General features: G+C 66.1%; 19 protein-coding genes. 14 read left to right on the top strand and 5 right to left on the bottom strand.

The window, feature by feature from the left end:
• Positions 1 to 591: 591 nt before the first annotated feature.
• The 5 genes from ACWIGM_RS19945 (at position 592) to ACWIGM_RS19925 (ending at position 7,030) form a co-directional block, all read left to right on the top strand.
• Complete coding sequence (locus ACWIGM_RS19945; RefSeq protein ID WP_454027686.1) at positions 592 to 1,842, top strand: N-acetylmuramoyl-L-alanine amidase; 1,251 nt, start codon at positions 592 to 594, stop codon at positions 1,840 to 1,842.
• A gap of 155 nt (positions 1,843 to 1,997) precedes the next feature.
• Complete coding sequence (locus ACWIGM_RS19940; RefSeq protein ID WP_454027685.1) at positions 1,998 to 4,445, top strand: penicillin-binding protein 1A; 2,448 nt, start codon at positions 1,998 to 2,000, stop codon at positions 4,443 to 4,445.
• The gene (locus tag ACWIGM_RS19935) at positions 4,442 to 4,696 is read left to right on the top strand and encodes a hypothetical protein (protein WP_454027684.1); all 255 of its coding nucleotides are present in this window, start codon (positions 4,442 to 4,444) and stop codon (positions 4,694 to 4,696) included. Before ACWIGM_RS19940 ends, ACWIGM_RS19935 begins: the two co-directional genes overlap by 4 nt.
• Before the next feature lie 99 nt (positions 4,697 to 4,795).
• A protein-coding gene (gene prfB / locus ACWIGM_RS19930; protein WP_454027683.1) for a peptide chain release factor 2 occupies positions 4,796 to 5,924 on the top strand; the annotation gives its coding sequence in 2 pieces (ribosomal slippage) (positions 4,796 to 4,864 and positions 4,866 to 5,924; 1,128 coding nt in all).
• On the top strand, positions 5,921 to 7,030 hold the full coding sequence (locus ACWIGM_RS19925; RefSeq protein WP_454027682.1) for an SGNH/GDSL hydrolase family protein: 1,110 nt from the start codon (positions 5,921 to 5,923) through the stop codon (positions 7,028 to 7,030). Before prfB ends, ACWIGM_RS19925 begins: the two co-directional genes overlap by 4 nt.
• Positions 7,031 to 7,114: 84 nt before the next feature.
• Here the strand turns inward: ACWIGM_RS19925 and ACWIGM_RS19920 are convergent, their stop codons facing one another.
• Both ACWIGM_RS19920 and ACWIGM_RS19915 read right to left on the bottom strand, forming a co-directional pair.
• Entirely contained in the window at positions 7,115 to 8,392 is a 1,278-nt protein-coding gene (locus ACWIGM_RS19920; RefSeq protein ID WP_454027681.1) for a M23 family metallopeptidase, read from the bottom strand.
• A 149-nt stretch (positions 8,393 to 8,541) separates the two neighbouring features.
• On the bottom strand, positions 8,542 to 9,006 hold the full coding sequence (locus ACWIGM_RS19915) for a peroxiredoxin (RefSeq protein ID WP_454027680.1): 465 nt from the start codon (positions 9,004 to 9,006) through the stop codon (positions 8,542 to 8,544).
• Between the two features lie 296 nt (positions 9,007 to 9,302).
• Here ACWIGM_RS19915 and ACWIGM_RS19910 point away from each other — a divergent pair, with 296 nt between their 5' ends.
• Positions 9,303 to 12,713: a hypothetical protein gene (locus ACWIGM_RS19910; protein WP_454027679.1), complete on the top strand. Its 3,411-nt coding sequence runs from the start codon at positions 9,303 to 9,305 to the stop codon at positions 12,711 to 12,713.
• Positions 12,714 to 12,885: 172 nt separating this feature from the next.
• Positions 12,886 to 13,689 carry a C39 family peptidase gene (locus ACWIGM_RS19905; protein ID WP_454027678.1) on the top strand — a complete coding sequence of 268 codons (804 nt, stop codon included), beginning with the start codon at positions 12,886 to 12,888 and terminating at the stop codon, positions 13,687 to 13,689.
• 32 nt (positions 13,690 to 13,721) lie between these two features.
• Here ACWIGM_RS19905 and tyrS read toward each other — a convergent pair whose 3' ends face one another.
• Entirely contained in the window at positions 13,722 to 14,972 is a 1,251-nt protein-coding gene (gene tyrS, locus ACWIGM_RS19900) for a tyrosine--tRNA ligase (RefSeq protein WP_454027677.1), read from the bottom strand.
• 95 nt (positions 14,973 to 15,067) lie between these two features.
• Complete coding sequence (locus ACWIGM_RS19895; protein ID WP_454027676.1) at positions 15,068 to 15,295, bottom strand: YjiS-like domain-containing protein; 228 nt, start codon at positions 15,293 to 15,295, stop codon at positions 15,068 to 15,070.
• A 119-nt stretch (positions 15,296 to 15,414) separates the two neighbouring features.
• Between ACWIGM_RS19895 and gcvA the strand changes: the two genes are divergently transcribed.
• Positions 15,415 to 16,365 carry a transcriptional regulator GcvA gene (gene gcvA / locus ACWIGM_RS19890; protein ID WP_454027675.1) on the top strand — a complete coding sequence of 317 codons (951 nt, stop codon included), beginning with the start codon at positions 15,415 to 15,417 and terminating at the stop codon, positions 16,363 to 16,365.
• A gap of 10 nt (positions 16,366 to 16,375) precedes the next feature.
• Here gcvA and ACWIGM_RS19885 read toward each other — a convergent pair whose 3' ends face one another.
• Positions 16,376 to 17,047 (bottom strand): alpha/beta hydrolase, encoded by a 672-nt coding sequence (locus ACWIGM_RS19885; protein ID WP_137880940.1) that lies wholly within the window; start codon positions 17,045 to 17,047, stop codon positions 16,376 to 16,378.
• Positions 17,048 to 17,339: 292 nt separating this feature from the next.
• Here ACWIGM_RS19885 and ACWIGM_RS19880 point away from each other — a divergent pair, with 292 nt between their 5' ends.
• The 6 genes from ACWIGM_RS19880 (at position 17,340) to ACWIGM_RS19855 (ending at position 22,895) form a co-directional block, all read left to right on the top strand.
• Positions 17,340 to 18,545: a cysteine desulfurase family protein gene (locus ACWIGM_RS19880; RefSeq protein ID WP_454027674.1), complete on the top strand. Its 1,206-nt coding sequence runs from the start codon at positions 17,340 to 17,342 to the stop codon at positions 18,543 to 18,545.
• Between the two features lie 61 nt (positions 18,546 to 18,606).
• Entirely contained in the window at positions 18,607 to 20,079 is a 1,473-nt protein-coding gene (gene sufB, locus ACWIGM_RS19875) for a Fe-S cluster assembly protein SufB (protein WP_092153685.1), read from the top strand.
• Positions 20,076 to 20,531, top strand: a complete 456-nt coding sequence (locus tag ACWIGM_RS19870; RefSeq protein ID WP_454027673.1) for a hypothetical protein — start codon at positions 20,076 to 20,078, stop codon at positions 20,529 to 20,531. The genes sufB and ACWIGM_RS19870 overlap by 4 nt, the downstream gene beginning before the upstream one ends.
• A gap of 53 nt (positions 20,532 to 20,584) precedes the next feature.
• Entirely contained in the window at positions 20,585 to 21,337 is a 753-nt protein-coding gene (gene sufC, locus ACWIGM_RS19865) for a Fe-S cluster assembly ATPase SufC (RefSeq protein WP_454027672.1), read from the top strand.
• Complete coding sequence (locus ACWIGM_RS19860; protein WP_454027671.1) at positions 21,337 to 22,686, top strand: SufB/SufD family protein; 1,350 nt, start codon at positions 21,337 to 21,339, stop codon at positions 22,684 to 22,686. Before sufC ends, ACWIGM_RS19860 begins: the two co-directional genes overlap by 1 nt.
• Positions 22,686 to 22,895, top strand: coding sequence for a tautomerase family protein (locus ACWIGM_RS19855; protein WP_454027670.1), 210 nt, complete (start codon positions 22,686 to 22,688; stop codon positions 22,893 to 22,895). The genes ACWIGM_RS19860 and ACWIGM_RS19855 overlap by 1 nt, the downstream gene beginning before the upstream one ends.

Genomic DNA, 22,895 nt, shown 5'->3' with positions numbered 1-22,895 from the left:
GCGGGCAGGGGCGCCGCGCGTCGACCGGTTGAAACCGGCATGTTGCAGGGAGAGGAGTTCGATCAAGGAAGGACGACGGAAGCGGACGGCGGAGCGGGCGGACAGCCCGTCACCACCTGAGAGGTTTCGACGAAACACCGAAAGGGAAAGCGGCGTCGTTTGCCCCGACATCTGACCTTTGACCTGCAGCGCGCCGCGAAGCGCACCGCGTTTGACACGCTCGCGGACAAGAGTACCGGCGCCGATTGCTGCCTGGCGCAGGCCCGTCCGCGGACGATTCCGTTGTTGGTTGCCCCCGCGCCGGCGCGGATCAGGTGACAGATCCGGTCGTTCGGCTGTTTCGCAGGGCGCCGGCGGGCTTATGACCCGTCTTGTGCGCTGCGGTAGCCTTCGCGATGCAACCATCTCCATTACAGACAGGCGATGCATTTTTGCAAGCACGTTAACGGTGGGTGATCGGCAGGGCGCGGTTTCCGGTGCCGATCGGCCGTGGTAACGGGTTGTCAACGACTGGCGACGCTATGGTTAAGTCTTGTTAAGCGTCGAACCAGCGAATCGAGGAGCGTTCTCCTGCTTCACCGGCTTCGCCTGTTGATCACGGGCCTTGCGCACCGTACCGCCACTCCGGCGCTGCGGCTATTGGTGCTGGCGGCTGCGCTTCTGTCATGGACATCGCTTGCGCCCGCGAATTCTCCCAGCCGTCCCGTCGCTGATCTTCCGGTCGCGACCGATGCGCGGCTGGAGGCTCAGGGCGACACCGTCCGGCTGACCATGGCGCTGTCCCGGCCCGTTGCGGCCAGCGCGACCGTCACCGCGGGGCCCGATCGGGTCATCGTCGACCTGCCGTCGATCAACTTCCAAGTTGAACAGAAGCAGGGCCGCAAGTCGGCAGGTTTCGTCTCCGGCTTCCGCTACGGCCTGTTCATGGCCGACCGGGCCCGCATCATCCTCGATCTGTCCCAGCCGGCCGCGATCGCGAACGTCACCGTCAAGCCGGTGCGCGGCGGCTTTGGCGAGCTTGTCGTCGAGCTGAAGCGGACGAGTCGCGAGGAGTTCGCCGCGCTCGCTCGCGAGGCGGCAGCGAAGACGCAGCTGCCGAGCATCCCGGTCGAGCGCAAGGCCGAAGGTGATTCGCGCCGCATCGTGGTGATCGACCCCGGCCATGGCGGCATCGATCCCGGCACCCAGGTCGCCGCGATTGCCGAGAAGGCGGTCGTGCTCGCCTTCGGGCTGAAGCTGAAGGAGCAGCTCGAGGCGCAGGGGCGCTACCGGGTGATCATGACCCGCTCCGACGACACCTTCATCTCGCTGAACGACCGTGTTCGTATCGCGCGCGGCGTCGAGGCCAATCTCTTCATCTCGATCCACGCCGATTCGCTGGCGCAGGCGCAGGATGTGCGCGGTGCCACCATCTACACCGGCTCCGAGCGCGCGAGCGACGCCGAGGCCGCGCGCCTGGCGGCCAAGGAGAATCAGGCCGATGCCGTCGCAGGCCTCGATTCGAGCGAGGACGTGCAGGATGTCGCCGGTATCCTGATGGATCTCGCCAAGCGTGAGACACGCAGTTTCTCGACGATCTTCGCGCGTAACCTGGTCGAGAAGCTCGGCGGCTCGGTCAAGATGCACAAGGTGCCGTTGCGTTCCGCAGGTTTTCGCGTATTGACCGCGCCTGACGTACCGTCGGTGCTGATCGAGCTCGGCTACATGTCGAGCCCGAAGGACGCCGAGCTCCTGAATTCCGAGGGCTGGCGCACGCAGGCGGCCGCGGCGGTCCAACAGGCCGTCGACCAGTATTTCGAACGCCTGCAAACCCCGGGCAAAGCTGCGCAAAGCAGGCCTTGACGGCACAATGGGCGAAGATGGCGATTTGTGGTCGCAAAGCCACGGTTCCGCCATGTCCGCCGTGATATAGAGACGAGTTCAAGATAAGCCGGGCACGGTGCGACGCCAAAGGGGGAGGGCGACGCCGCTGCCGCTAGCCGAGGTCAAAATTCTCGATGCGGTTCATATTGCGCCTTTTCGGATGGGCGTTCGCCGCCGGTACGATCGTGTTCGTCATCGGTGTCGCGGGTGCGGCCGGCGTGATCTGGCACTACTCCAAGGACCTGCCCGATTCGGCGCAGCTGCGGAATTACGAGCCGCCGGTGATGAGCCGTGTCCACGCCGGCGACGGTAGCCTGATCGCCGAGTTCGCTCGGGAGCGCCGGCTCTACCTGCCGATCCAGGCGGTGCCGAAGCTGATCATCGATGCCTTCCTCTCGGCCGAGGACAAGAATTTCTACAAGCATTTCGGCGTCGACCCCGAGGGTCTCGCCCGCGCCGCGATCTCGAATTTCCGCAATCGTGGCTCCGGCCGCCGGCCGCAGGGCGCCTCGACCATCACCCAGCAGGTGGCGAAGAACTTCCTCGTCGGCTCCGAGCAGAGCATCGAACGCAAGATTCGCGAGGCGCTGATCGCGCTGCGCATCGAGTCGACCTATTCGAAGGACAAGATCCTCGAGCTCTATCTCAACGAAATCTATCTTGGCGCGCCGGCGCCGGGGCAGGGTAGCTATGGCGTCGCCGCGGCGGCGCTGAACTATTTCGGCAAGTCGGTGCATGAGCTCAACGCGCAGGAAGCGGCCTATCTCGCCGCGCTGCCGAAGGCGCCGACCGACCTGCACCCGTTCCGCAATCGCGAGCGCGCGATCGAGCGGCGCAACTATGTGCTCGACCGCATGACCGAGAACGGATTCCTGAAGCGGGCCGACGCGGAAGCTGCCAAGAAGCAGCCGCTCGGCGTCAACCCACGCACGGTCTCGCCGAACCAGATCGCCGCCGGCTATTTCGCCGAGGAGATCCGGCGCGAGCTGCAGGACCGCTATGGCGAGAAGAAGCTGCTCGAGGGCGGGCTCTCGGTCCGTGCCACCGTCGATCCCAAGATGCAGCTGATGGCGCGCAAGGCGCTGGTCGACGGTCTCGTGCGCTTCGACGAGGCGCGCGGCTGGCGTGGCGCGATCCAGAAGATCGATGCGGCGAGCCGCGAATGGGGCCTCGCCATCGCCGAGCTGCCGGTGCTCGGTGACGTCAAGCCCTGGCGCCTCGCCGTCGTGCTCGACGTTGCCGGCGACAGTGCCCGCGTCGGGCTGCAGCCGATCCGCGAGGCGTCCGGCCAGCTCCGGCCGGAGCGGGAGACGGCGACACTCGGGCCGGACGGCATCCGCTGGACCAGGCGCACCCGCGTCTCGCAGGCGGTCTCGCCGGGGGATGTCGTCTATGTCGAGCCGATCGACGGCAAGCCGGGCCAGGTCCGTCTGCGCCAGATGCCCGAAGTCAACGGCGCGATCACCGTGATGGATCCGTTCTCGGGGCGTGTGCTCGCCATGGTCGGCGGCTTCTCGCACGACCAGTCCGAGTTCAACCGGGCGACGCAGGCGCTGCGCCAGCCGGGCTCGTCCTTCAAGCCCTTCGTCTACGCGACCGCCCTCGACAACGGCTATACCCCGTCCAGCATCGTGCTCGACGCGCCGATCGAGGTCGATCAGGGTGGCGGCCTCGGCATGTGGACGCCGAGCAACTACGACGGCAAGTTCACCGGCCCGCGCACGCTGCGCTACGGCATCCAGTTCTCGAAGAACCTGATGACGGTGCGCCTCGCCAAGGATGTCGGCATGCCGCTGATCGCGGAATATGCCCGCCGCTTCGGCATCTATGACGACATGCTGCCGGTGCTCTCGATGTCGCTCGGCGCCGGCGAGACCACGGTCATGCGCATGACCGCGGCCTATTCGATGCTGGCGAATGGCGGCAAGCGCATCCGGCCGACGCTGATCGACCGCATCCAGGATCGCTGGGGCGCGACGATCTACAAGCACGACCAGCGCGTCTGCGAGGGCTGCGAGGCGGATAAATGGAGCGGCCAGCGCGAGCCGCGGCTGGTCGACAATCGCGAGCAAGTGCTCGATCCGCTGACCGCCTACCAGATGGTCTCGATGCTCGAAGGTGTCGTCAACGCCGGCACCGCGACGGTGGTGAAGTCGGTCGGCAAGCCGCTCGCCGGCAAGACCGGCACGACCAACGACGCCAAGGACGTCTGGTTCGTCGGCTTCTCGCCCGACCTCGCGGTCGGCGTCTATATGGGCTTCGACAAGCCGAAGTCGCTCGGCAACTCGGCGACCGCCGGTCAGTACGCCGCGCCGATCTTCCGCGACTTCATGACCGTCGCGCTGAAGGACAAGCCGGCGACGCCGTTCCGCGTGCCGCCCGGCATCAAGCTGATCCGGGTCGACCCGCGCACCGGCATGCGCGCCGGCGGCGAGGGCGGCATCCTCGAAGCGTTCAAGCCGGGCACGGCGCCGCCGGACAGCTATTCGGTGATCGGCGCTTCCGACGGCACTGGCGGCGCGATGAGCGTGGCGCCTGCCGGCGGCCGTTCGGTCGGCTCCGGCACCGGCGGCCTCTATTGACGAGAGCTGAGGGCGCGGCCCTGACGGCCGCGCCGCTTCAGGCGATCCTCGAGGCCGAACTGGCGCGCGGCAACCGGATTCTCGATAGCGGCGCATGGCCGCCGGATTGCGATCTCTTCGTGCTGCTCGCCCGGCCGTTCCGCAAGCGCTACCCGCTTGCCGCGGGGCTCGTCTATGAGATGGTCGGCGATCCGCATTACTGGAAAGCCGAATACCGCCACGGTCGCGAGTGCCTTGCCTGCTCCTTCTGAGGGAGAGGTTGGCGCCGGCGCCATTTACACGACTGCGCTGCGTGCCTATGTCAGCGCCCAGCCAGTCAGCCTCAAGCGACGGACTTAAAGACGACGACCATGCGCCCAGAAATCCAGACGCAACTCGACAACGCCAAGCAGTCGATCGGACTGCTGAGGAGGCATCTTTGACTGGGATGTCGCACAACGACGCCTGGCGGAGCTGAACGCGCTTTCCGAAGGCCCCGATTTCTGGAACGACGCCGAAGCCGCGCAGAAGCTGATGCGCGAGCGCACCCAGCTCGAAACGCAGATCGAGGGCATCACCAAGCTCGAGCGTGACGTCGAGGACGCGCTCACGCTGATCGAGCTCGGCGAGATGGAAGAGGATACGGCGACCATTGCCGAGGGCGAGGCCGCGATCAAGGCGGTCGAGGCCGAAGCCGGCCGGCTGCAGGTCGAATCGCTGCTCTCCGGCGAGGCCGACATGCTCGACACCTATGTCGAGATCCATCCCGGCGCCGGTGGCACCGAGAGCCAGGACTGGGCCGAGATGCTGCTGCGCATGTACCGGCGCTGGGGCGAACGGCGGAAGTTCAAGGTCGAGACGCTGGAATACCAGGATGGCGACCAGGCCGGCATCAAGTCGGCGACGCTGCAGTTCAAGGGCCACAACGCCTATGGCTGGCTGAAGACCGAATCGGGCGTGCATCGGCTGGTGCGCATCTCGCCATTCGACTCGAATGCCCGCCGCCAGACCTCGTTCGCCTCGGTCTGGGTCTATCCCGTTGTCGACGACCGCATCGTCATCGACGTCAAGGAATCCGACTGCCGGATCGATACCTACCGGGCCCAGGGCGCCGGCGGCCAGCACATCAACACCACCGATTCGGCGGTGCGCATCACCCATATCCCGACCGGGATCGTGGCCGCGTGCCAGCAAGAGCGTTCGCAGCACAAGAACCGGGCCAAGGCCTGGGAAATGCTGCGCGCCCGCCTCTACGAGGTCGAGCTGAAGAAGCGCGAGGAGAAGGCGAACGCCGAGCAGGCCTCGAAGACCGATATCGGCTGGGGCCACCAGATCCGCTCCTATGTGCTGCAGCCCTATCAGCTGGTGAAGGACCTGCGCACCGGCGTCGCCTCGACCGCGCCTTCCGACGTGCTGGACGGCGATCTCGACCCGTTCATGGAGGCATCGCTGGCCCAGCGCGTCTACGGCACGAGTGTCGAAGTCGAGGACATCGATTGAGCGGGACCAAACGCTCCCGCGGCCGCGAGGTACTGATCAATCTCGCGGTCTCGCTCGGCAGCGTCGTCGTCTTCCTGCTATTCTGCGAGCTCGTGCTGTTCCGCTTCGTGCTGCCGGCGAGCGACGTGCCGCGCAATGCCTTCGTCAACGAGGTCGTGCGCTATCAGCCGGGGCAGAATGGCGTCTGGCGCGTGCGCGACGAGATCGCCGCGCCTTACAGGATCAATGCGCAGGGTTGGAACTCGCCGCTGCCGGACTATCCCGTCGAGCGCAAGGCTGGAACCAGCCGTATCGCCTTCGTCGGTGACAGTTTCGTCGAGGCGCTGCAGGTGCCGTTCGACAAGAGCTTCGCCGAAGTGGCCGGAGCCCGGCTGGCCAGCAAGGGGCCGGTCGAGATCCAGCGCTTCGGCGTCGCCGGCGCGCCGCTCAGCCAGTACCTGCAGATGGTCGAGCGCGAGGTCGCCCAGCGCCGCCCCGATCAGATCGTGGTGATGCTCGTCCATAACGATTTCGACGAGAGCTTCGTGTTCAAGCCGGGGCGCTATACGTCGAGCTTCCTCAAGCTGAAAGTCGAAGGCGGCAAGGTGGCCGGCGAGGTCGCGCCCGCACCCTGGCGCGGCGGCTGGCTCGAATTCCTGCGCCAGAGCGCGACGGCGCGTTTCCTGCTCTATCGTTGGCAGGTCCGGCCGCAGGCGCTGGTCGACGCGATCCTCGGACCCGCCAGGGCTGCGGGCGAGGGCGGCTATGCTGCCAATATCGACGTGGCGAGTGTGTTTGCGCAGGAGGCCGACATCCGCGTGGCGACCGACTACCTGTTCGGCCGGCTGAAGGCGCGTGCTGATTCGATCGGAGCGAAACTCCAGTTCGTCATGGATGGCGACCGCGCGGCGATCTATGCCGGCCGCGGCGACAGCCCGGCACTGAAGCTCAACCGGATTGCGGCGGAGATGGCGGCCAAGCACGGTATCGCCTTCCTCGACCTGCATCCCGTCTTCGCTGCGGAGTGGGCAAAGGCAGGTAAGCGCTTCGAGTTCCAGGCCGATGCTCACTGGAACGAGTACGGCCATCAGGTGGCCGGCGCGGCGATCGCAGACGCATTGCGGTAAAGCGAGACATTATCGAATCAAAACAGACCGCTGTGGACAAATGCTACAGTGGTCTGTGAAGCTTCGCCTATGCTTGGAATGGCTTCAGAGCTGCCCCACCAGTTTGTCGCCGGCGCGCAGGAAACGGTTCGGATCGGCTGGCTCGCCGTCGATGCGAGTCTCGTAGTGCAGGTGAGGCCCGGTGGAGCGGCCTGTGGAGCCGACACGGCCGACCAATGTGCCGGCCGCGACCGTCTGCCCTTCGCTGACCAGGATCGCCGACATATGGGCATAGCGGGTGGTGATGCCGCCGGCATGCTCGATCTCGACCATGTTACCGTAGCCGCCGGAATACTCGGCCGTCACGACCTTGCCCGGGCCGGTCGCGCGTATTGGTGAGCCGTGCTCGGCACGCAGGTCCATGCCGGTGTGCAGGGCGGCGCCGCGCGTGAAGGGATCGGCGCGATAGCCGTAGTTGGAGCTCAGCTCAAGTTCTCCCGCGAGCGGCCGGCGCAGCGGCAGTTGCTCGACGAGGCCGCGCAGGCGGAAGACGGTGGCGATGCGCGGCTGCAGCGAGCTCAAGGTCGCCTCGAACGGCCCGGCCGAGGCGTCGAGATCGACCGGGACCAAGGGGCCGCCGACGCCTTTCGGAAGCGGGGTCGCTACGGCCAGCCTGTCGGTATCGAGGCGGGTTTCGGCAAGGGCGCTGCGCAGCGTCTTCTGGGTATCGCCGAGATTCCTGTCGATCTCACGCAGGGCCGCAAGCTGCGTCGCCGAGCTGCGCTCGATGGATTGGTCGAGCTGGATCAACGCTTCGGCGACACGCTTGGCCGGCGGCACGGGCTCCTCGGCCTCGCCCGATTTCCAGGGCGCCGGGCGGTCGTCGGCGCCACGCAGCGGCAGGGTTTCCGGCGCCGGCGTCGGCTTGCCGGAGGCGAATGGCGCGAAACTGGTGACGCCGGAGGCGCGGATCGGCTCCTCGGGCTTGATCATGCGCTGGCGCAGCGGGTTCTTGGCGGCTTGCGACACGCCGATTCCCGCCGATTGCAAGCTCTCGGCGACGGCGTTGACCAGGGATTGCCGCGATTCAAGTTCGGCCTGGCGCATGGCGATCTCGCCGACGCGGGCTTCGACACCGTCCTGATCGAGCAAGGCGCGGCTGGCGAGCCGGTCGACATCGGCACGCAAGGCGGCGATCCGGTCCTCATAGGCGTATTGGCGGGAGGTCTCGCGGCTGATCAGCCGGGCGGCGAGATCATCCTTGCGCAGGATGTACCAGCTCGTCGCGCCGCTCCAGGCGGTGGTCAACGCCAGCAGACTAAGGCCGAGCAGCGCGGTAGACCGGCTGATCGTGAAGCTGCGGCGGGAGAAAAGGCCGGTCACGGCAAGGTCGCGGCCAGTGGCCTGAACGCGGGGATCCGAGGAGGTCATACGCAAAACCGGAAGTGACGCTGCGATAGGGTGATTAGACCTCGTTAGGGTTAATCAATCGCAAACCGCAGGCGGTTTCGTCGCCTTCCAGCAGCAATCCGTCAGAGCTCACGAGCAGCCGCAAGCACCGCCTCGGCGTGGCCTTTCACCCGGACCTTGGCCCAAACGCGGGCGATGTTTCCGGCGGCATCGATCAGGAAGGTGCTGCGCTCCACGCCCATATAGTGGCGGCCATACATCTGCTTTTCGACCCAGAGGCCGTAGGCTTCGATCGCCGTCCGTTCCTCGTCGGAGACGAGCGTCAGGCGCAGCCCGTATTTCTGCCTGAACTTGTCGTGGCGCTTCACCGAATCCGGCGAGATGCCGACGACCGTCGTGCTGACTGCGGCAAAATCGCCGAGCAACGCGTCGAAGGAGAGCGCTTCGTTGGTGCAGCTTTGCGTGTCGTCCTGCGGATAGGCGTAGAGCACGACCTTGCGGCCGCGCAGACCGGACAGCGTGAACGAACCGCCGCCATCTGTCGGCAAGGTGAAGTCGGGGGCGGGAATGCCTTCGTTCAACGCCATGTCTGCCTTCCTTTGGTCTCGATCACGTGCAAGGGCCGGGCAAGCCGGAAGCGATAAGCCGGCTCAGACACAAATCAGAATCGGCGGGATCGAATCAGCTAGCTTGCCGCTGCTGTACCGCTCCCGGAATCGGGCGCATCATGCGGGTGGCGAGGCGGGCTGGCCTGGCCGCAGATATCGTCGCATCGATCCGCACGATTCGAGCAGCAAGACAAGAAGCGATTTCGTTGACCGACAACAGCAAGACCAACGTGGCCCCCACATCCGCTGCGGCCCCCGCGGCGGAATGTCAGGAGGTGGTCGCCGTAGCCAGGCGTGCCTGGCGCGGCATCGTCACCATCGCGGTCACAGTCTGCGTTGCAGTTGTCACGCTCGGCTTCGCTGCAGCGGCATTGCTGGTCAGTGGTTTCATCCCGCTCTCGGGACTGGAGGGGCGGATCTCGACCGCCATCGAGGAGCGGCTCGGGCCGAACTGGAAGGTCGAAGCCGAGCAGGCCGAGCTCAACCGCGTCGATGGCCGCTCGCGCCTGCGGGTCCGCGAGGTCTCGTTCCGGCATGCCGGCGGGGCTTCGTTCCGAGCGCCGGAGGCTGTGCTCGGCTACGATCCAATGGCGCTGCTGCGCGGTGATTTCCGCCTGGTCTCCCTCGACCTGCGTGGGGTCAATATCCGGCTCGGCGTCAGGCAGGACGGGTCGCTGCTGCTGGAGCAGGATGCCCAGCCGGAACAGGCTTCGAAGACGCCCGTGGCGGGTGATCCCGTCGATTGGGATGCGTTCGCCGGAGCGATGAATGCGGTCGGCGCGCTGGTCTCGAACGACGGCCTGCTCGGTTCGCTCGAAGTCGCCGGCATCGGCGGAGCGCGGGTCACGCTGATCGACCCGGCCGGGCGGCAACGCTCCGGCCTGGAAGACGTCGACATCAGGCTGGAGCGCTTCGGCGGCGGGCAGGCGCGGCTGTCGATGAAGGGGCGCATCGGCCCGCGCTGGAAGGAACTTGCGATCGATCTGACAAGCGCGCCCGACGGCACGCGCAGCGCCACGGTCGACATTCAGCGCTTCGAGCCGGCCGAGGCGGTGGCGCTCGCCTTCGGCAACGCCATGGTCGCGCTGGACGGGTTGGCGCTCAGCGGCAAGATTTCGCTGACCCAGACCGGCGGCGGCGAACGCAGGATTGCTGCGGGGCTCTCCGTCGCACCCGGAGTGGTCAAGGTTCACAATGCCGGGCTCGACCCGATCGAGGTCCAGGGTGCCAAGCTCGACTTCACCAGCGACGACGGACTCAAGACGGTCAAGGTTGCAACCGTCCAGCTCCAGGCTGGCGAGACCAGGCTCGCCGGAAGCGGAGAGGCGCGCAACGAGGGGGGCATCTGGCGACTGGCGCTCAACGGAGCAGGGCAGGTGGCCGGTATCGGCAAGGATGCGGCGGTTGTCCTTTCGAGCTTGCGCACGCAGCTCGAGGTCGATCCTGGTGCGGGCGAGGTGCGGATGGGCCAGCTCTCGTTCAAGGGGCCGCTGATCAACGCCGAAGGCTCCGGCATGGCGCGCCGGCGCGACGACAAGAATTCGCATCGCTTCCAGATTAGGGCGGTCGATACCGATATGCGGGCGGCGCTCGCGGTCTGGCCGGCTGTCACCTCTCCCGGACTGCATGCAGCCCTGGTCGAGATGGTGAAGAGCGGGCGGGTCGAGGAGATCGACGTCAAGCTGGCGATGTCACCGGAGGCGAACGCCCGGCTGGCGGACGGCAAAGGCATGGATGACGACGCTGTCGCCGTGAGCCTGAAGGCCTCGCAGGTCAGTTTCCTGCCGAATCCCGGCTTGCCGCTCCTCACCGATGCCCGCGTCGTCGGCTCGACGACAGGCCGCACCGTCGACCTTGTCATTTCGCAGGCCACGGCCGAGGTCGGCGAGGGCCGCAAGCTCCAGCTCGGCGAAGGCACCTTCGCCATGTCCGACACCTGGGCGGAGCGGCCGCAGGCGCGGATCGGTTTCAAGTCGACGGGCTCGGCCGACGCGCTGGTCGCGCTCCTCAATTTCCCGTCGCTGCGCGAATTCTCGCCGCTCAAGATCGAGCCGGGGGCGCTGCGCGGCGCGATCGATCTAACCAACCAGCTCTCACTGCCGCTGGTCAACGATCTGACGTTCAATGACGTCCTGATTCGCAGCACTGGCATGCTCTCGAACGTCGCCTCCGACAATCTGCTCGGCGGCGAGAAGCTCGAGGGCGCCAATCTGGCGCTGACTTATGATCGCGGCCAGCTTTCGATCAAGGGCGAGGGCCGGATTGGCGGCGACAAGGCTCCGATCGAACTCAAGCAGAACGCCAAGGGCCTGGGCGAGGCGACGGTCTCGCTGATGCTCGACAACGCAGCCCTCAAACGGCGCGGTCTCGGGCCCGAGACCGGCATCAGCGGGCCGCTGCAGGTCAAGGTCGTCAAGCCGCTGGGGAGGAGCCCAGAGCCGCCGCCGCGCGTGGAAGTCGACCTGACCAAGGCCGCGATCGACGCCGGCGTGCCGGGCCTGAACAAGCCGGCCGGCCGGGCGGGCAAGGCGAGCTTCAACTATGTCGTCGACGATGACGGCCCGGACCTGGAGGACCTGACGATCGAGAGCGCGCCATTGCTGGCCAAGGGGCGCATTTCGCTGACCAGGCAGAACACCTTCGAAAGCGCCAGCTTCTCGCAGCTGCGCCTGTCACCTGGCGACAATCTGAGCAAGGTCGAGATCGGCCGCGATGGCAACGTGACCAAGCTTTCGGTGCGCGGGCCGGTGCTTGATGCGCGTCCGTTCATCCGCGACCTGTTCGACACCCCGGCCGCGCCGGCCCGAGGCGGTGCGCGCAGCAATCAGAGCGCAGCGTCCGGCCCGGATTTCGACCTCGATCTCGACGTGCCGATCCTGACAGGGTTCAACAACGAGGCGCTCGGCAATTCGCAGCTCAAGCTGTCGCGCCGTGCCGGGGCTGTGCGTTCGATCGCCTATCAGGGGCGGATCGGGCGGGCCGATCTTTCGATCCGGCAGACGAAGCAGGGCGATGGTGCCTCTCCGATCGTGGTGCAATCGGAGAACGGTGGCGCAACCTTGCGCTTCCTCGACCTATATCGCCGCGCTTATGGCGGCGACCTGGTGCTGCAGATCGGAGCCGGCGAGGGGCGCCAGCCGGGCGAACTGCTCCTGCGCAACTTCACCGTGCGGGACGAGCCGGCCTTGCGCCGCGTCGTCGGCCCACCGGGCTCGCAGCCGCCAGGCGCGCTCGACAGCACCGGCGCGCCGGCTCCGCGCATCGATGCGAGCGATGTCGCCTTCACCAAGCTGCGCGCCGAATTCGTGCGTAGTGCCAGCCGGATCGACATCAACGACGCGGTGCTGTGGGGCCAGCAGGTCGGCTTCACCATCCAGGGCAATGTCGACTATGGCCGCGACCGCGTCGATATTGGCGGCACCTTCGTGCCGGGCTATGCCTTCAACAATGCCTTCGCCCAGGTGCCGGTGGTCGGCATGATCCTCGGCGGCGGGCAATATGGCGGCCTGTTCGCGGTGAATTTCCGCGTCTCGGGCTCGGCCAGCCAGCCGACCATGACGGTCAATCCGCTCTCGGCGATAGCGCCCGGCATCCTGCGCCGCTTCGTCGACCCGCTCGGCGGCGGGCCGATGGGGCAGACCCGACCGGGCGGCAACATGCCCGTGCCGGGGACCGCGGAGCGCTGACGAGACTCGCCGGCGCCAAGTTCTTGACGTTAGGGAATGTGCGGTTAGGCTTCCCGGTGTCCACCGGATAAGCGAGGTCGACGTGCCCGGGCCACCACTTGAGATCAAGTTTGCCGTCGGAGCCGGAAGCTCGCCCAACAAGAACGAGGACGTCGACAAGATCATCACCCTGTTGCGCGAGATCAAGGACTGGTCCGGCGGCAGCCCTGACGCCGATCGGTCGAATTTCAAGGACAGGATTCGAACCTTCCAGCGTGTCGCACGGGTAGGCGGCGGCGATGGTATCGTAAGTCCCGGCCTGACTCGCCCTACGCTAAAGGCGCTCAATTCCTATGCGGGCCGCTTGACCGAGCCGGACACTTCGCGGCCTTATCCGGTCAGTGCCGCGATCAGGGCCACCTTCGCGGTGGCGCCGGCCTGCAACTACTCGCAAGGCGACAATCGCTGGGGCGACCAGACCCTGAACGGTACGGCCGACGAGATCCGGGCCAAGGGGTGCGCGCTGACCGCCTGCGCAACCATGATCGCCTCGAAGAACATCAGGTTCACCCCGCCACATCTCGATACGGTCAAGACGGTTCTCGCGGGCAAGAATTCTGCTTACGCCCTCGATCCGGCGATCGTCACGCCGGCCACGCTCGAAGCCTGGATGTCGCATGAGGCGCAAGGCTATGCGCATCGCAGCAAGCAGCGCTCCGACCTCGATTTCGGCCTCCTAACCGGCGCGTTCGGCAAGCGCGTGTGGCTCTATCGGCAGTACAAGGGTGCGGAGACCAGCTTTGGTGAGGTCAGCGGCTGGCTGAAATCGGGCGCCGGCATCGTCGCCCATATCACCAATGAAGGGACCACCAATCACTGGGTGGTTCTGACCGGCTACGACGATACCGGGATCTTCAGCGTCGCCGACAGAAGTTGTGGGACGACGCTGGTCTATTACGACCAGCTCGATCGGTTCACGCGCTATCATTTCAGCTGAACGGGCCGCCCGGGCCGGCCGTTCAGCGCCCTTCAGACTGGCCGCAGCAGGACGTGCTTCTTCTTGCCGAAGGAGAGCTTGACCGCGCCGTCGACGAGGTCGGCCGGCGACAGCGTCGCGCGCTCGTCAGAGACCTGGGCATCGTTGACGCGCAGGCCGCCGGCCTTGATCTGGCGGCGGGCTTCGCCGGTCGACGGCACGAGGCCGGCGCTGACGAAGGCGCTGAGTACGCCGAGGCCGGCCTTCAGCTCGGCCGCCGGCACCTCGATGCTCGGCAGGTCCTGGGCGGCCCCGCCTTCCTCGAAGGTCTTGCGGGCGGTCTCGGCCGCGGCTTCGGCCGCCTCGCGGCCGTGCAGCAGCGCGGTGGCCTCGGTCGCCAGCACCTTCTTGGCCTCGTTGATCTCCGAGCCGCCGAGCGCGGCGAGCCTGGCGATCTCGGCGAGCGGCAGGCGCGTGAACACCTTGAGGAAGCGGCCGACATCGGCGTCCTCGGTGTTGCGGAAATACTGCCAGAACTCATAGGGGCTGAAGAGGTCGCCATTGAGCCAGACGGCGCCGCTGGCGGTCTTGCCCATCTTGGCGCCCGACGAGGTCGTCAGCAGCGGCGTCGTCAGCGCGAAGAGCTGCTTGCCCTCCATGCGATGCGAGAGGTCGACGCCGTTGATGATGTTGCCCCACTGGTCGGAGCCGCCCATCTGCAGGCGGCAATCATAGCGGCGGCTGAGTTCGACGAAGTCGTAGCCCTGCATGATCATGTAGTTGAATTCGAGGAAGGAGAGCGACTGCTCGCGATCGAGCCGCAGCTTCACCGAGTCGAAGGAGAGCATGCGGTTGACCGAGAAATGCCGGCCGACGTCGCGCAGGAACTCGACATAGTTGAGCTTCAGCAGCCAGTCGGCGTTATTCACCATCAGCGCGTCGGTCGGGCCGTCGCCATAGCGCAGGATGCGCGAGTAGACCTTCTTGATGCTCTCGATGTTGGCGTTGATTTCCTCGATCGAGAGCAGCTTGCGCTGATCGTCGCGGAAGGACGGGTCGCCGACCATCGAGGTGCCGCCGCCCATCAGCGTGATCGGTCGGTGCCCGGTCTCCTGGAACCAGTAGAGCATGGTGACCGAGATCAGGTTGCCGATATGCAGGCTGGTCGCGGTCGCGTCATAGCCGACATAGGCGGTCTGCGGTCCCTGCCGGCAGAGCTTGTCGAGCTCCTCCGGATTCGAGATCTGGTGGATCAGGCCGCGCTCGTCGAGCGCACGCAGGAAGTCGGATTTGAAGGCGGTCATGGCGGCTTGCGATCTTGATCTTTGTCGTCCCGCCGTCGTCTAGAGCATGTTCCGCCAAAGTGGAAACCGCTTTTGCGGCGGAAGCACCCCAGTCCTCATCCGGAAATGCGATCGAGCCATAATCCGGTGGGGATACTGCGGTGCGGCGGTTCCACGGCTTCGCGTGCAAGCCCAAGGTCGCGGAGCGCGCGATCGTCCAGCGCGGCTAGATGATGTTGCATGCGAACGGCTGTTCCATGGCGCTGCCAGAGCGCCCACAGGCCGTGCAGGAGTGATGCGCCGCGCCGCGGGGCGAGGGGCGCGGTTTGCGCAAGGCAGGTCATGATCGATCCTCGGAAGAGTAGGCGGCAGCGCCGCCGATGTGAGGTGAATCTGGGCCAGACGGGGCAGGGCGACAAAGCGGAAGATTGTCATCTGCCATAAAGAGAGCTTATGCTTCTTTATGCCCGTGCCTCCGCCGCCGCCGAAGCTTCCGCCTCTTGCCGCGGTCCGCGTCTTCGAGGCTGCGGCACGCCATCAGAACTTCACGCGCGCCGCCGAGGAGCTCGGCATGACACAGGCGGCGGTGAGCTATCAGATCAGGCTGCTGGAGGATCGCGTCGGAGCTGCCTTGTTCGTGCGCCAGCCGCGCCAGGTCGTGCTGACGGCTATCGGCCAACGCCTCGCAGGGCCGGTCGGCAAGGCACTCGCCGATATCGGGACGGTGTTCCGCGACGTCTGCGAGGCAAACCAGACGGTTCTGACGATCTCTTCATTGCAGACGATGGCGATCACCTGGCTGTCGCCGCGGTTGGCCCAATTCCAGAGCGAGAACCCTCAGTTCGCCGTCCGCGTCAGGACTTCGCAGCATCTGGTCGACTTCGCCACCGAGGCCGTCGATCTCGCAGTGCGCTATGGGCCGGGCTCCTGGCCGGGCGTCGCGGCAGAAAAGCTGTTCGCCTGCCACTATGCGCCGCTCTGTTCGCCCGAGCTGCGCGACCGCCTGCAATTGCGCGAGGCAGCCGATCTGCTGCGCGCGCCGTTGCTCAGTCCCGACGAGACGCCCTGGAAGGTCTGGTTCGCCGATCTCGGCCTCGACCAGCCCCGGCAGGGCGGCCGGACGATGTCGCTGGAAATGCAGGCGATGAATGTCCAGGCCGCGATGCGCGGGCACGGCGTCGCGATGGCCGTGCCCGAGCTCTTTGCCTACGATATCGCGGCCGGGCGGCTCGTCTTCGCGGTGGAGCACGCCATACGCGACCAATGGGCCTACTGGATCGTCTATCCGCTCGAACGCCAGCGCGAGCGCAAGATCAGGCTGTTCCGGGACTGGATACTGGCGGAGGCGCGGACAGCGGCGATGACGCTGCCCTTCATGGCCTCGAGCCGGGGGCTGATCCACCCGTCATCGTGAGCCGGGCAGCTCAGGCCTTTTCCTGCTCGCTCTTGATGATCTCGGGGCCGACCTTGCGGTCGAGATAGACGCCGACCTGCTCCATCAGCTGGTCGACGCGGCCGTCGAAGAAGTGGTTGGCGCCCTCGACCACGGCGTGCTCGATCTGGATGCCCTTCTGGGTCTTCACCTTCTCGATCACCGCCATCACCTCCTTGACCGGGGCGACGCGGTCCTCCGAGCCGTGCACGAACAGGCCGGAGGACGGGCAGGGGGCGAGGAAGGAGAAGTCGTAGCGGTTGGCCATCGCCGCGATCGAGAGGAAGCCCTCGATCTCCGGACGGCGCATCAGCAGCTGCATGCCGATCCAGGCGCCGAAGGAGACGCCGGAGATCCAGCAGCTCTTCGCCTCGGGGTTCAGCGCCTGCATCCAGTCGAGCGCAGCGGCGGCATCCGAGAGCTCGCCGGCGCCATGGTCGAACTGGCCTTGGCTGCGGCCGACGCCGCGGAAGTTGAAGCGCAGGGCCGAGAAGCCGCGGTTCACGAAGGTGTAGAACAGGTTGTAGACGATCTGGTTGTTCATCGTCCCGCCGAATTGCGGGTGCGGGTGCAGGATGATCGCCAGCGGCGCGCCGCGCTTTTTGGCGGGCTGGTACCGGCCCTCGATCCGGCCGGCCGGTCCGTTGAAAATCACCTCAGGCATTCTGATTCCGCCTCTTGCTGGGCAAAACCGTCGGTGAAGCGGGCGCGAAAGCGGTCATGCGACCGCTGCGTACCCGTTCCACCCTTGACGGCCCCGCCGCTCGCGCCCTACATCAAGCGCTTAGAATGGTTCTAACAGCCGTGAACAAAACTGGAACATGCAAGCGATAGCCGCTTGCGGTTCCAGTCCATCGCGGCTCAGACGGGCGGCTATAGCACGGTGCAGGGGTGCGATTTCAAGCATTTCGTGCCGTGTCTTCGGGCAAACCCTCTGGAGCGGAGCATAGACGCAGGTGTTCGCGACGACCCGCAGCTATCTCGACCACAACGCCACGACGCCGGTGCGCCCGGCCGTGGCGGAGGCGATGCTGCGGGCCTTGCAGATGCCGGGCAACCCGTCTTCCGTCCATAATGAGGGTCGAACGGCCCGCGGCGCGATCGAACAGGCGCGCGAACAGGTCGCGGCGCTGGTCGGCGCCAGGGCGAGCAATGTCGTCTTCACCAGCGGCGGCACCGAGGCCAATGCGACGATCCTGTCGCCTAGCCTCAGCGATTGCAGCGGCGCGCGCGATTGCGTGCGGGCGCCGGTTACGCTGCTGCTGTGCAGTGCCAGCGAGCATCCTTGCGTGCGCGACGGCCATCGTTTCCCTGCCGGTCAGGCCGAAGCGATCCCGGTCGATGGCGAGGGTCTGGTCGATCTCAGCTGGCTCGATCAGCGGGTCGCGCGGTTCGCGGCAGAGCAGCCCAATGAGCGCGCTCTTGTCTCGGCCCATCTGGCGAACAACGAGACGGGCGTGCTGCAGCCGATCGTCGAGGTCGTCGCCATCGCCAGGCGCCACGGCGCGCTCGTGCATTCCGACGCGGTCCAGGCCGCCGGCAAGATCGCGATCGATATCAATGCCTTGGGTGTGGATGCTCTGACGCTGTCCGCCCATAAGATCGGTGGGCCGAAGGGCGTCGGCGCGATCGTCTTCCGCACCGGTGCGCTCGAGCTTGCCGACAAGCCCTTGCGCGGCGGCGGCCAGGAGCGCGGCTGGCGCGCCGGCACCGAGAACCTGCCGGGCATCGTCGGCTTCGGCGTTGCGGCTGAGGAGGCCGGCAAGGCGCTCGCTGGAGAGGCGACCCGTCTGGGCGCGCTGCGTGACCAGCTGGAGGCCCGGCTCGTGGCGCTGGCGCCGGATACGGCGATCTTCGGCAGCAAGGCGCCGCGCCTGCCCAACACCTGCGCCTTCGCGACGCCCGGCATCAAGGCCGAGACGGCGCTGATCATGCTCGATCTCGCCGGGGTTGCCTTGTCCTCGGGCTCGGCCTGTTCCTCCGGCAAGGTCAGGCGCTCGCATGTGCTGACAGCCATGGGCGTCGACCCTGTCATGAGCGAAGGGGCCTTGCGCGCCTCGCTCGGATGGACCACCTGCGAGGCAGACATCGACCAGTTTATCGCGGCCTATGCGAAAGCCCTGGCTGCAAACCCCAACCGGAAGGTTCAGGCAGCCGCCTGAGGCCCTCCGCAAGAGCAAGACCGAACCGGCGGGCCCTTGAACCCGCGACTGGAGAGTAGACATGGCAGCGGTCCAGGAGACCATTGATCAGGTCAAGTCGATCGACGTGACCGAGTACAAATACGGCTTCGTCACCGAGCTCGAGGTCGACAAGCCGGCCAAGGGCCTGACCGAGGACACGGTCCGCTACATCTCGGCCCGCAAGAACGAGCCGGAATGGATGCTGGAATGGCGGCTCGACGCCTTCCGGCGCTGGAAGACCATGACCGAGCCGACCTGGTCGCGCGTCAACTATCCGCCGATCAACTACCAGGACATCTATTATTACGCCGCGCCGAAGAAGGGCGCCGATCCGAAGTCGCTCGACGAGGTCGATCCGGCGATCCTGGAGACCTACAAGAAGCTCGGCATCCCGCTGCGCGAGCAGGAGATCCTGGCCGGCGTCGCGCCGGAGAACCGGGTCGCGGTCGATGCGGTGTTCGACTCGGTCTCGGTCGTCACCACCTTCAAGGACGAGCTCGCCAAGGCCGGCGTGATCTTCTGCTCGATCTCGGAGGCGATCCGCGAGCATCCCGAGCTGGTGAAGAAGTACCTCGCCAGCGTCGTGCCGGTGACCGACAACTACTTCGCTACGCTGAACAGCGCGGTCTTCACCGACGGCTCCTTCGTCTACATCCCCAAGGGCGTGCGCTGCCCGATGGAGCTGTCGACCTATTTCCGCATCAACGAGCAGAACACCGGCCAGTTCGAGCGCACGCTCATCATCGCCGATGAAGGCTCCTATGTGAGCTATCTCGAAGGCTGCACCGCGCCCAAGCGCGACGAGAACCAGCTGCATGCGGCGGTGGTCGAGCTGATCGCGCTCGACGACGCCGAGATCAAGTACTCGACTGTGCAGAACTGGTTCCCCGGCGACGCCGAGGGCAAGGGCGGCATCTACAACTTCGTGACCAAGCGCGGCGATTGCCGCGGCAAGCGCTCGAAGATCTCGTGGACGCAGGTCGAGACCGGCTCGGCGATCACCTGGAAGTACCCGTCCTGCATCCTGCGCGGCGACGGCTCGCGTGGCGAGTTCTACTCGATCGCTGTCTCGAACGGTGCCCAGCAGGTCGATAGCGGCACCAAGATGCTGCATCTCGGCAAGAACACGACCTCCAAGATCATCGCCAAGGGCATCGCGGCCGGAAAATCCGACTCGACCTATCGCGGCATGGTCTCTGCCCACCGTAAGGCAACGGGCGCTCGCAACTTCACCAATTGCGACTCGCTGCTGATCGGCGACCAGTGCGGCGCTCACACGATTCCCTACATCGAGGCCAAGACCGCGACCGCGATCTTCGAGCACGAGGCGACCACGTCGAAGATCGGCGAGGACCAGATGTTCTACTGCCAGCAGCGCGGCCTCTCTGAGGAAGAGGCGGTAGCGCTCATCGTCAACGGCTTCGTCAAGGAGGTGCTGCAGCAGCTCCCGATGGAGTTCGCCGTCGAAGCGCAGAAGCTGATCACGATCTCGCTCGAGGGGAGCGTGGGGTGATCGCTGGGCGGAGGAATCGCTTTCTGCTTGGCGCTGCGGCTGTTTTCGTTGCGATGACGGCTCATAGCGAATTCGCGATGGCCTGTTCCTGCGTCGATGACGGACTCGTTGGTGAAGCTCTAATGTCTGCTCGCTTTCAAAAAGCGTCAGATGTCGTGCGCGGCAAGGTCCTGACCGTCAACGCCGGCCGTGACGTTGTTCGCTTAGGCAGTCAGTTCGTCGTCGGGAAGCTCCAAATCGACGAGACATTAAAGGGTGATCTGAAGGGCGAGATCGAAGTGATCACCGGCTTTGGAGCTGGTGACTGCGGTCTGCCTGGCGCGCTTCTGATCTCGATTGCTTGGGATCGCCAGGTCGAACTGGCGGTTCGGAGAGTGACCGAACGAGAACCGCTCTACGTCGTGGACATGTGCGGCTACGGCAAGGTGCTACCAGAGCCGCCTGCCAAGTGACACACCGAATTCAACTTGCGGGCTTCGCCCGCCACGGAATGGAATTCTAACCAATGCTCGAAATTCGCAATCTCACCGTCAAGATCGCCGACGAGGACAAGCAGATCCTCAACGGCCTCAACCTCACCGTGAATGCTGGCGAGGTCGCCGCGATCATGGGGCCGAACGGCTCCGGCAAGTCGACGCTGTCCTACGTCATCGCCGGCAAGGAGGACTATGAGGTTCTCGACGGCGAGATCCTGCTCAACGGCGAGAACCTGCTGGAGATGGAGGCCGATGCCCGCGCCGCCGCCGGCATCTTCCTCGCCTTCCAGTATCCGCTGGAGATCCCCGGCGTCGCCACCATGACCTTCCTCAAGGCGGCGATGAACGCGCAGCGCAAGGCGCGCGGCGAGGCCGAATTGCTGACGCCCGACTTCATCAAGCAGGTCAACGGCGCCGCCGACAAGCTCGGCATCGACCGCGAGATGTTGCGCCGGCCGCTCAATGTCGGCTTCTCCGGCGGCGAGAAGAAGCGCATGGAGATCCTGCAGATGGCGCTGCTGTCGCCGTCGATGTGCATTCTCGACGAGACCGATTCCGGCCTCGATATCGACGCGCTGCGCATCGTCGCCGAGGGCGTCAATGCGCTCCGCGCCCAGAACCGCGGCTTCCTGGTCATCACCCACTATCAGCGCCTGCTCGACCATATCGTGCCCGACACCGTGCACGTGATGTCGAAGGGCAAGATCGTCAGGACCGGCGGCAAGGAGCTGGCGCTCGAGCTCGAGAAGAGCGGCTATGCCTCCTATGGCGAGGCCGCGTAATGGCGATCATCACCCCGCTCAAGACCGCGGCCGAGCAGCAGCTCGCCGAGCAGTTCGCCAATATCAAGGCCGAGCTGCCGGGCGCCGGCGCGATGCGCAAGCTGCGCGAGGATGCCTTCGCCGGCTTCGAGGCCAAGGGCCTGCCGCATCGCCGGCTCGAATCCTGGCGCTACACCGATCTGCGCAATCTGGTGCGTGAGGCGATGCCGCTGGCGCGTCGTCCCACCCGGCCGCAGGCGATCGCCGACCGGCTGGCGCTGCAGACCATTGCCGGCCGGCGCTTCGTCACCATCGACGGTGTGTTCAGCGCCGATGATTCCGATCTCACAGGCCTGCCCGAGGGCATCACGGCGCGCAGCCTCGCCGAGGCGCTGACCGAGAGCCCGGACGAGATCGCCACGGCCTTCACGGCACCGGAGGTGGCGCGCGACGACAGCGCGCTGATGCTCAACGCCGCTTTCGCCCAGGACGGTGTCGTCATCGAGATCGCGCCCGGCACGGAATTCGACCAGCCGATCGTGCTGCTCGCGCTCGGCACCGGCGCCGGCGAGGCTTCGATCGTCTCACGCTCGCTGGTCAAGATCGGCGCCGGCGCCAAGGTCACCGTTGTCGAATTGCAGGAGGGTGTCGGCCTGGCGCCGGTGCAGATCAACCACGCAACCTCCTTCGTCATCGGCGAGGGCGCCGAGGTCGAGCATGTGCGGATGGTGACGCGCCAGCGCGCCGAGACCGTGCAGGTGCAGTCGCTGCTGGTCGAGCTCGGTGGCCATGCGACCTTCGATTCCGTCGCGGTGGCGGTGAATTGCGGCGTACTGCGCCAGCAGAGCTTCCTGCGTTATGGCGGCGAGCACAGCCGCGCTGGGTTGCGCGGCATCAACCTCTTGCGCAAGCAGGAGCATTCCGACGTCACGCTGGTGATGGACCATGCAGCGGCTCATGGCGAGAGCCGCGAGCTGTTCAAGAGCATCATCGAGGGCGAGGGCACCGGCGTCTTCCAGGGCAAGGTCATCGTCCGTCCGCATTCGCAGAAGGTCGACGGCAGCATGAAGAGCCATGCGCTGCTGCTGAACGATGGCGCGACCATGTTCAACAAGCCGGAGCTGGAGATCTTCGCCGACGACGTCGTCTGCGGCCATGGCGCCACCGTGGCGCAGATCGACGGCGAACAACTCTTCTACCTGATGGCGCGCGGCCTGCCGCGGCCGCAGGCCGAGGCGCTGGTGCTCGCAGCCTTCGTCGGCGAGGTCTCTGACATGGTCAGCGACGAGGGCGTGCGCGAGATCGTCGCCCGCGAGATCGACTGCTGGCTCGGCCAGCGCGAGGGTGCACCCAAGCCCGGAGCTGCCTGATGCCCTACGTCAACCTGCAGATCACCAAGGGCGCGACGCGCGCGCAGAAGGCCGAGATCGTCAAGGAGTTCACGCAGACGCTCGTCCGCGTGCTCGGCAAGAACCCGCAGAGCACCCATATCGTGATCCAGGAGATCGAGCGCGAGGATTGGGGGCATGCCGGCACGCTCGTCGCCGACCGGCCCGCCGAGCCTGCCGGAAAGGCCTGA

It is taken from the genome of Allobosea sp. NPDC055332 (genome assembly GCF_053645455.1).
Note: the sequence above shows the minus strand (reverse complement) of the source record. Positions and strands in the feature narration are given on the sequence as shown.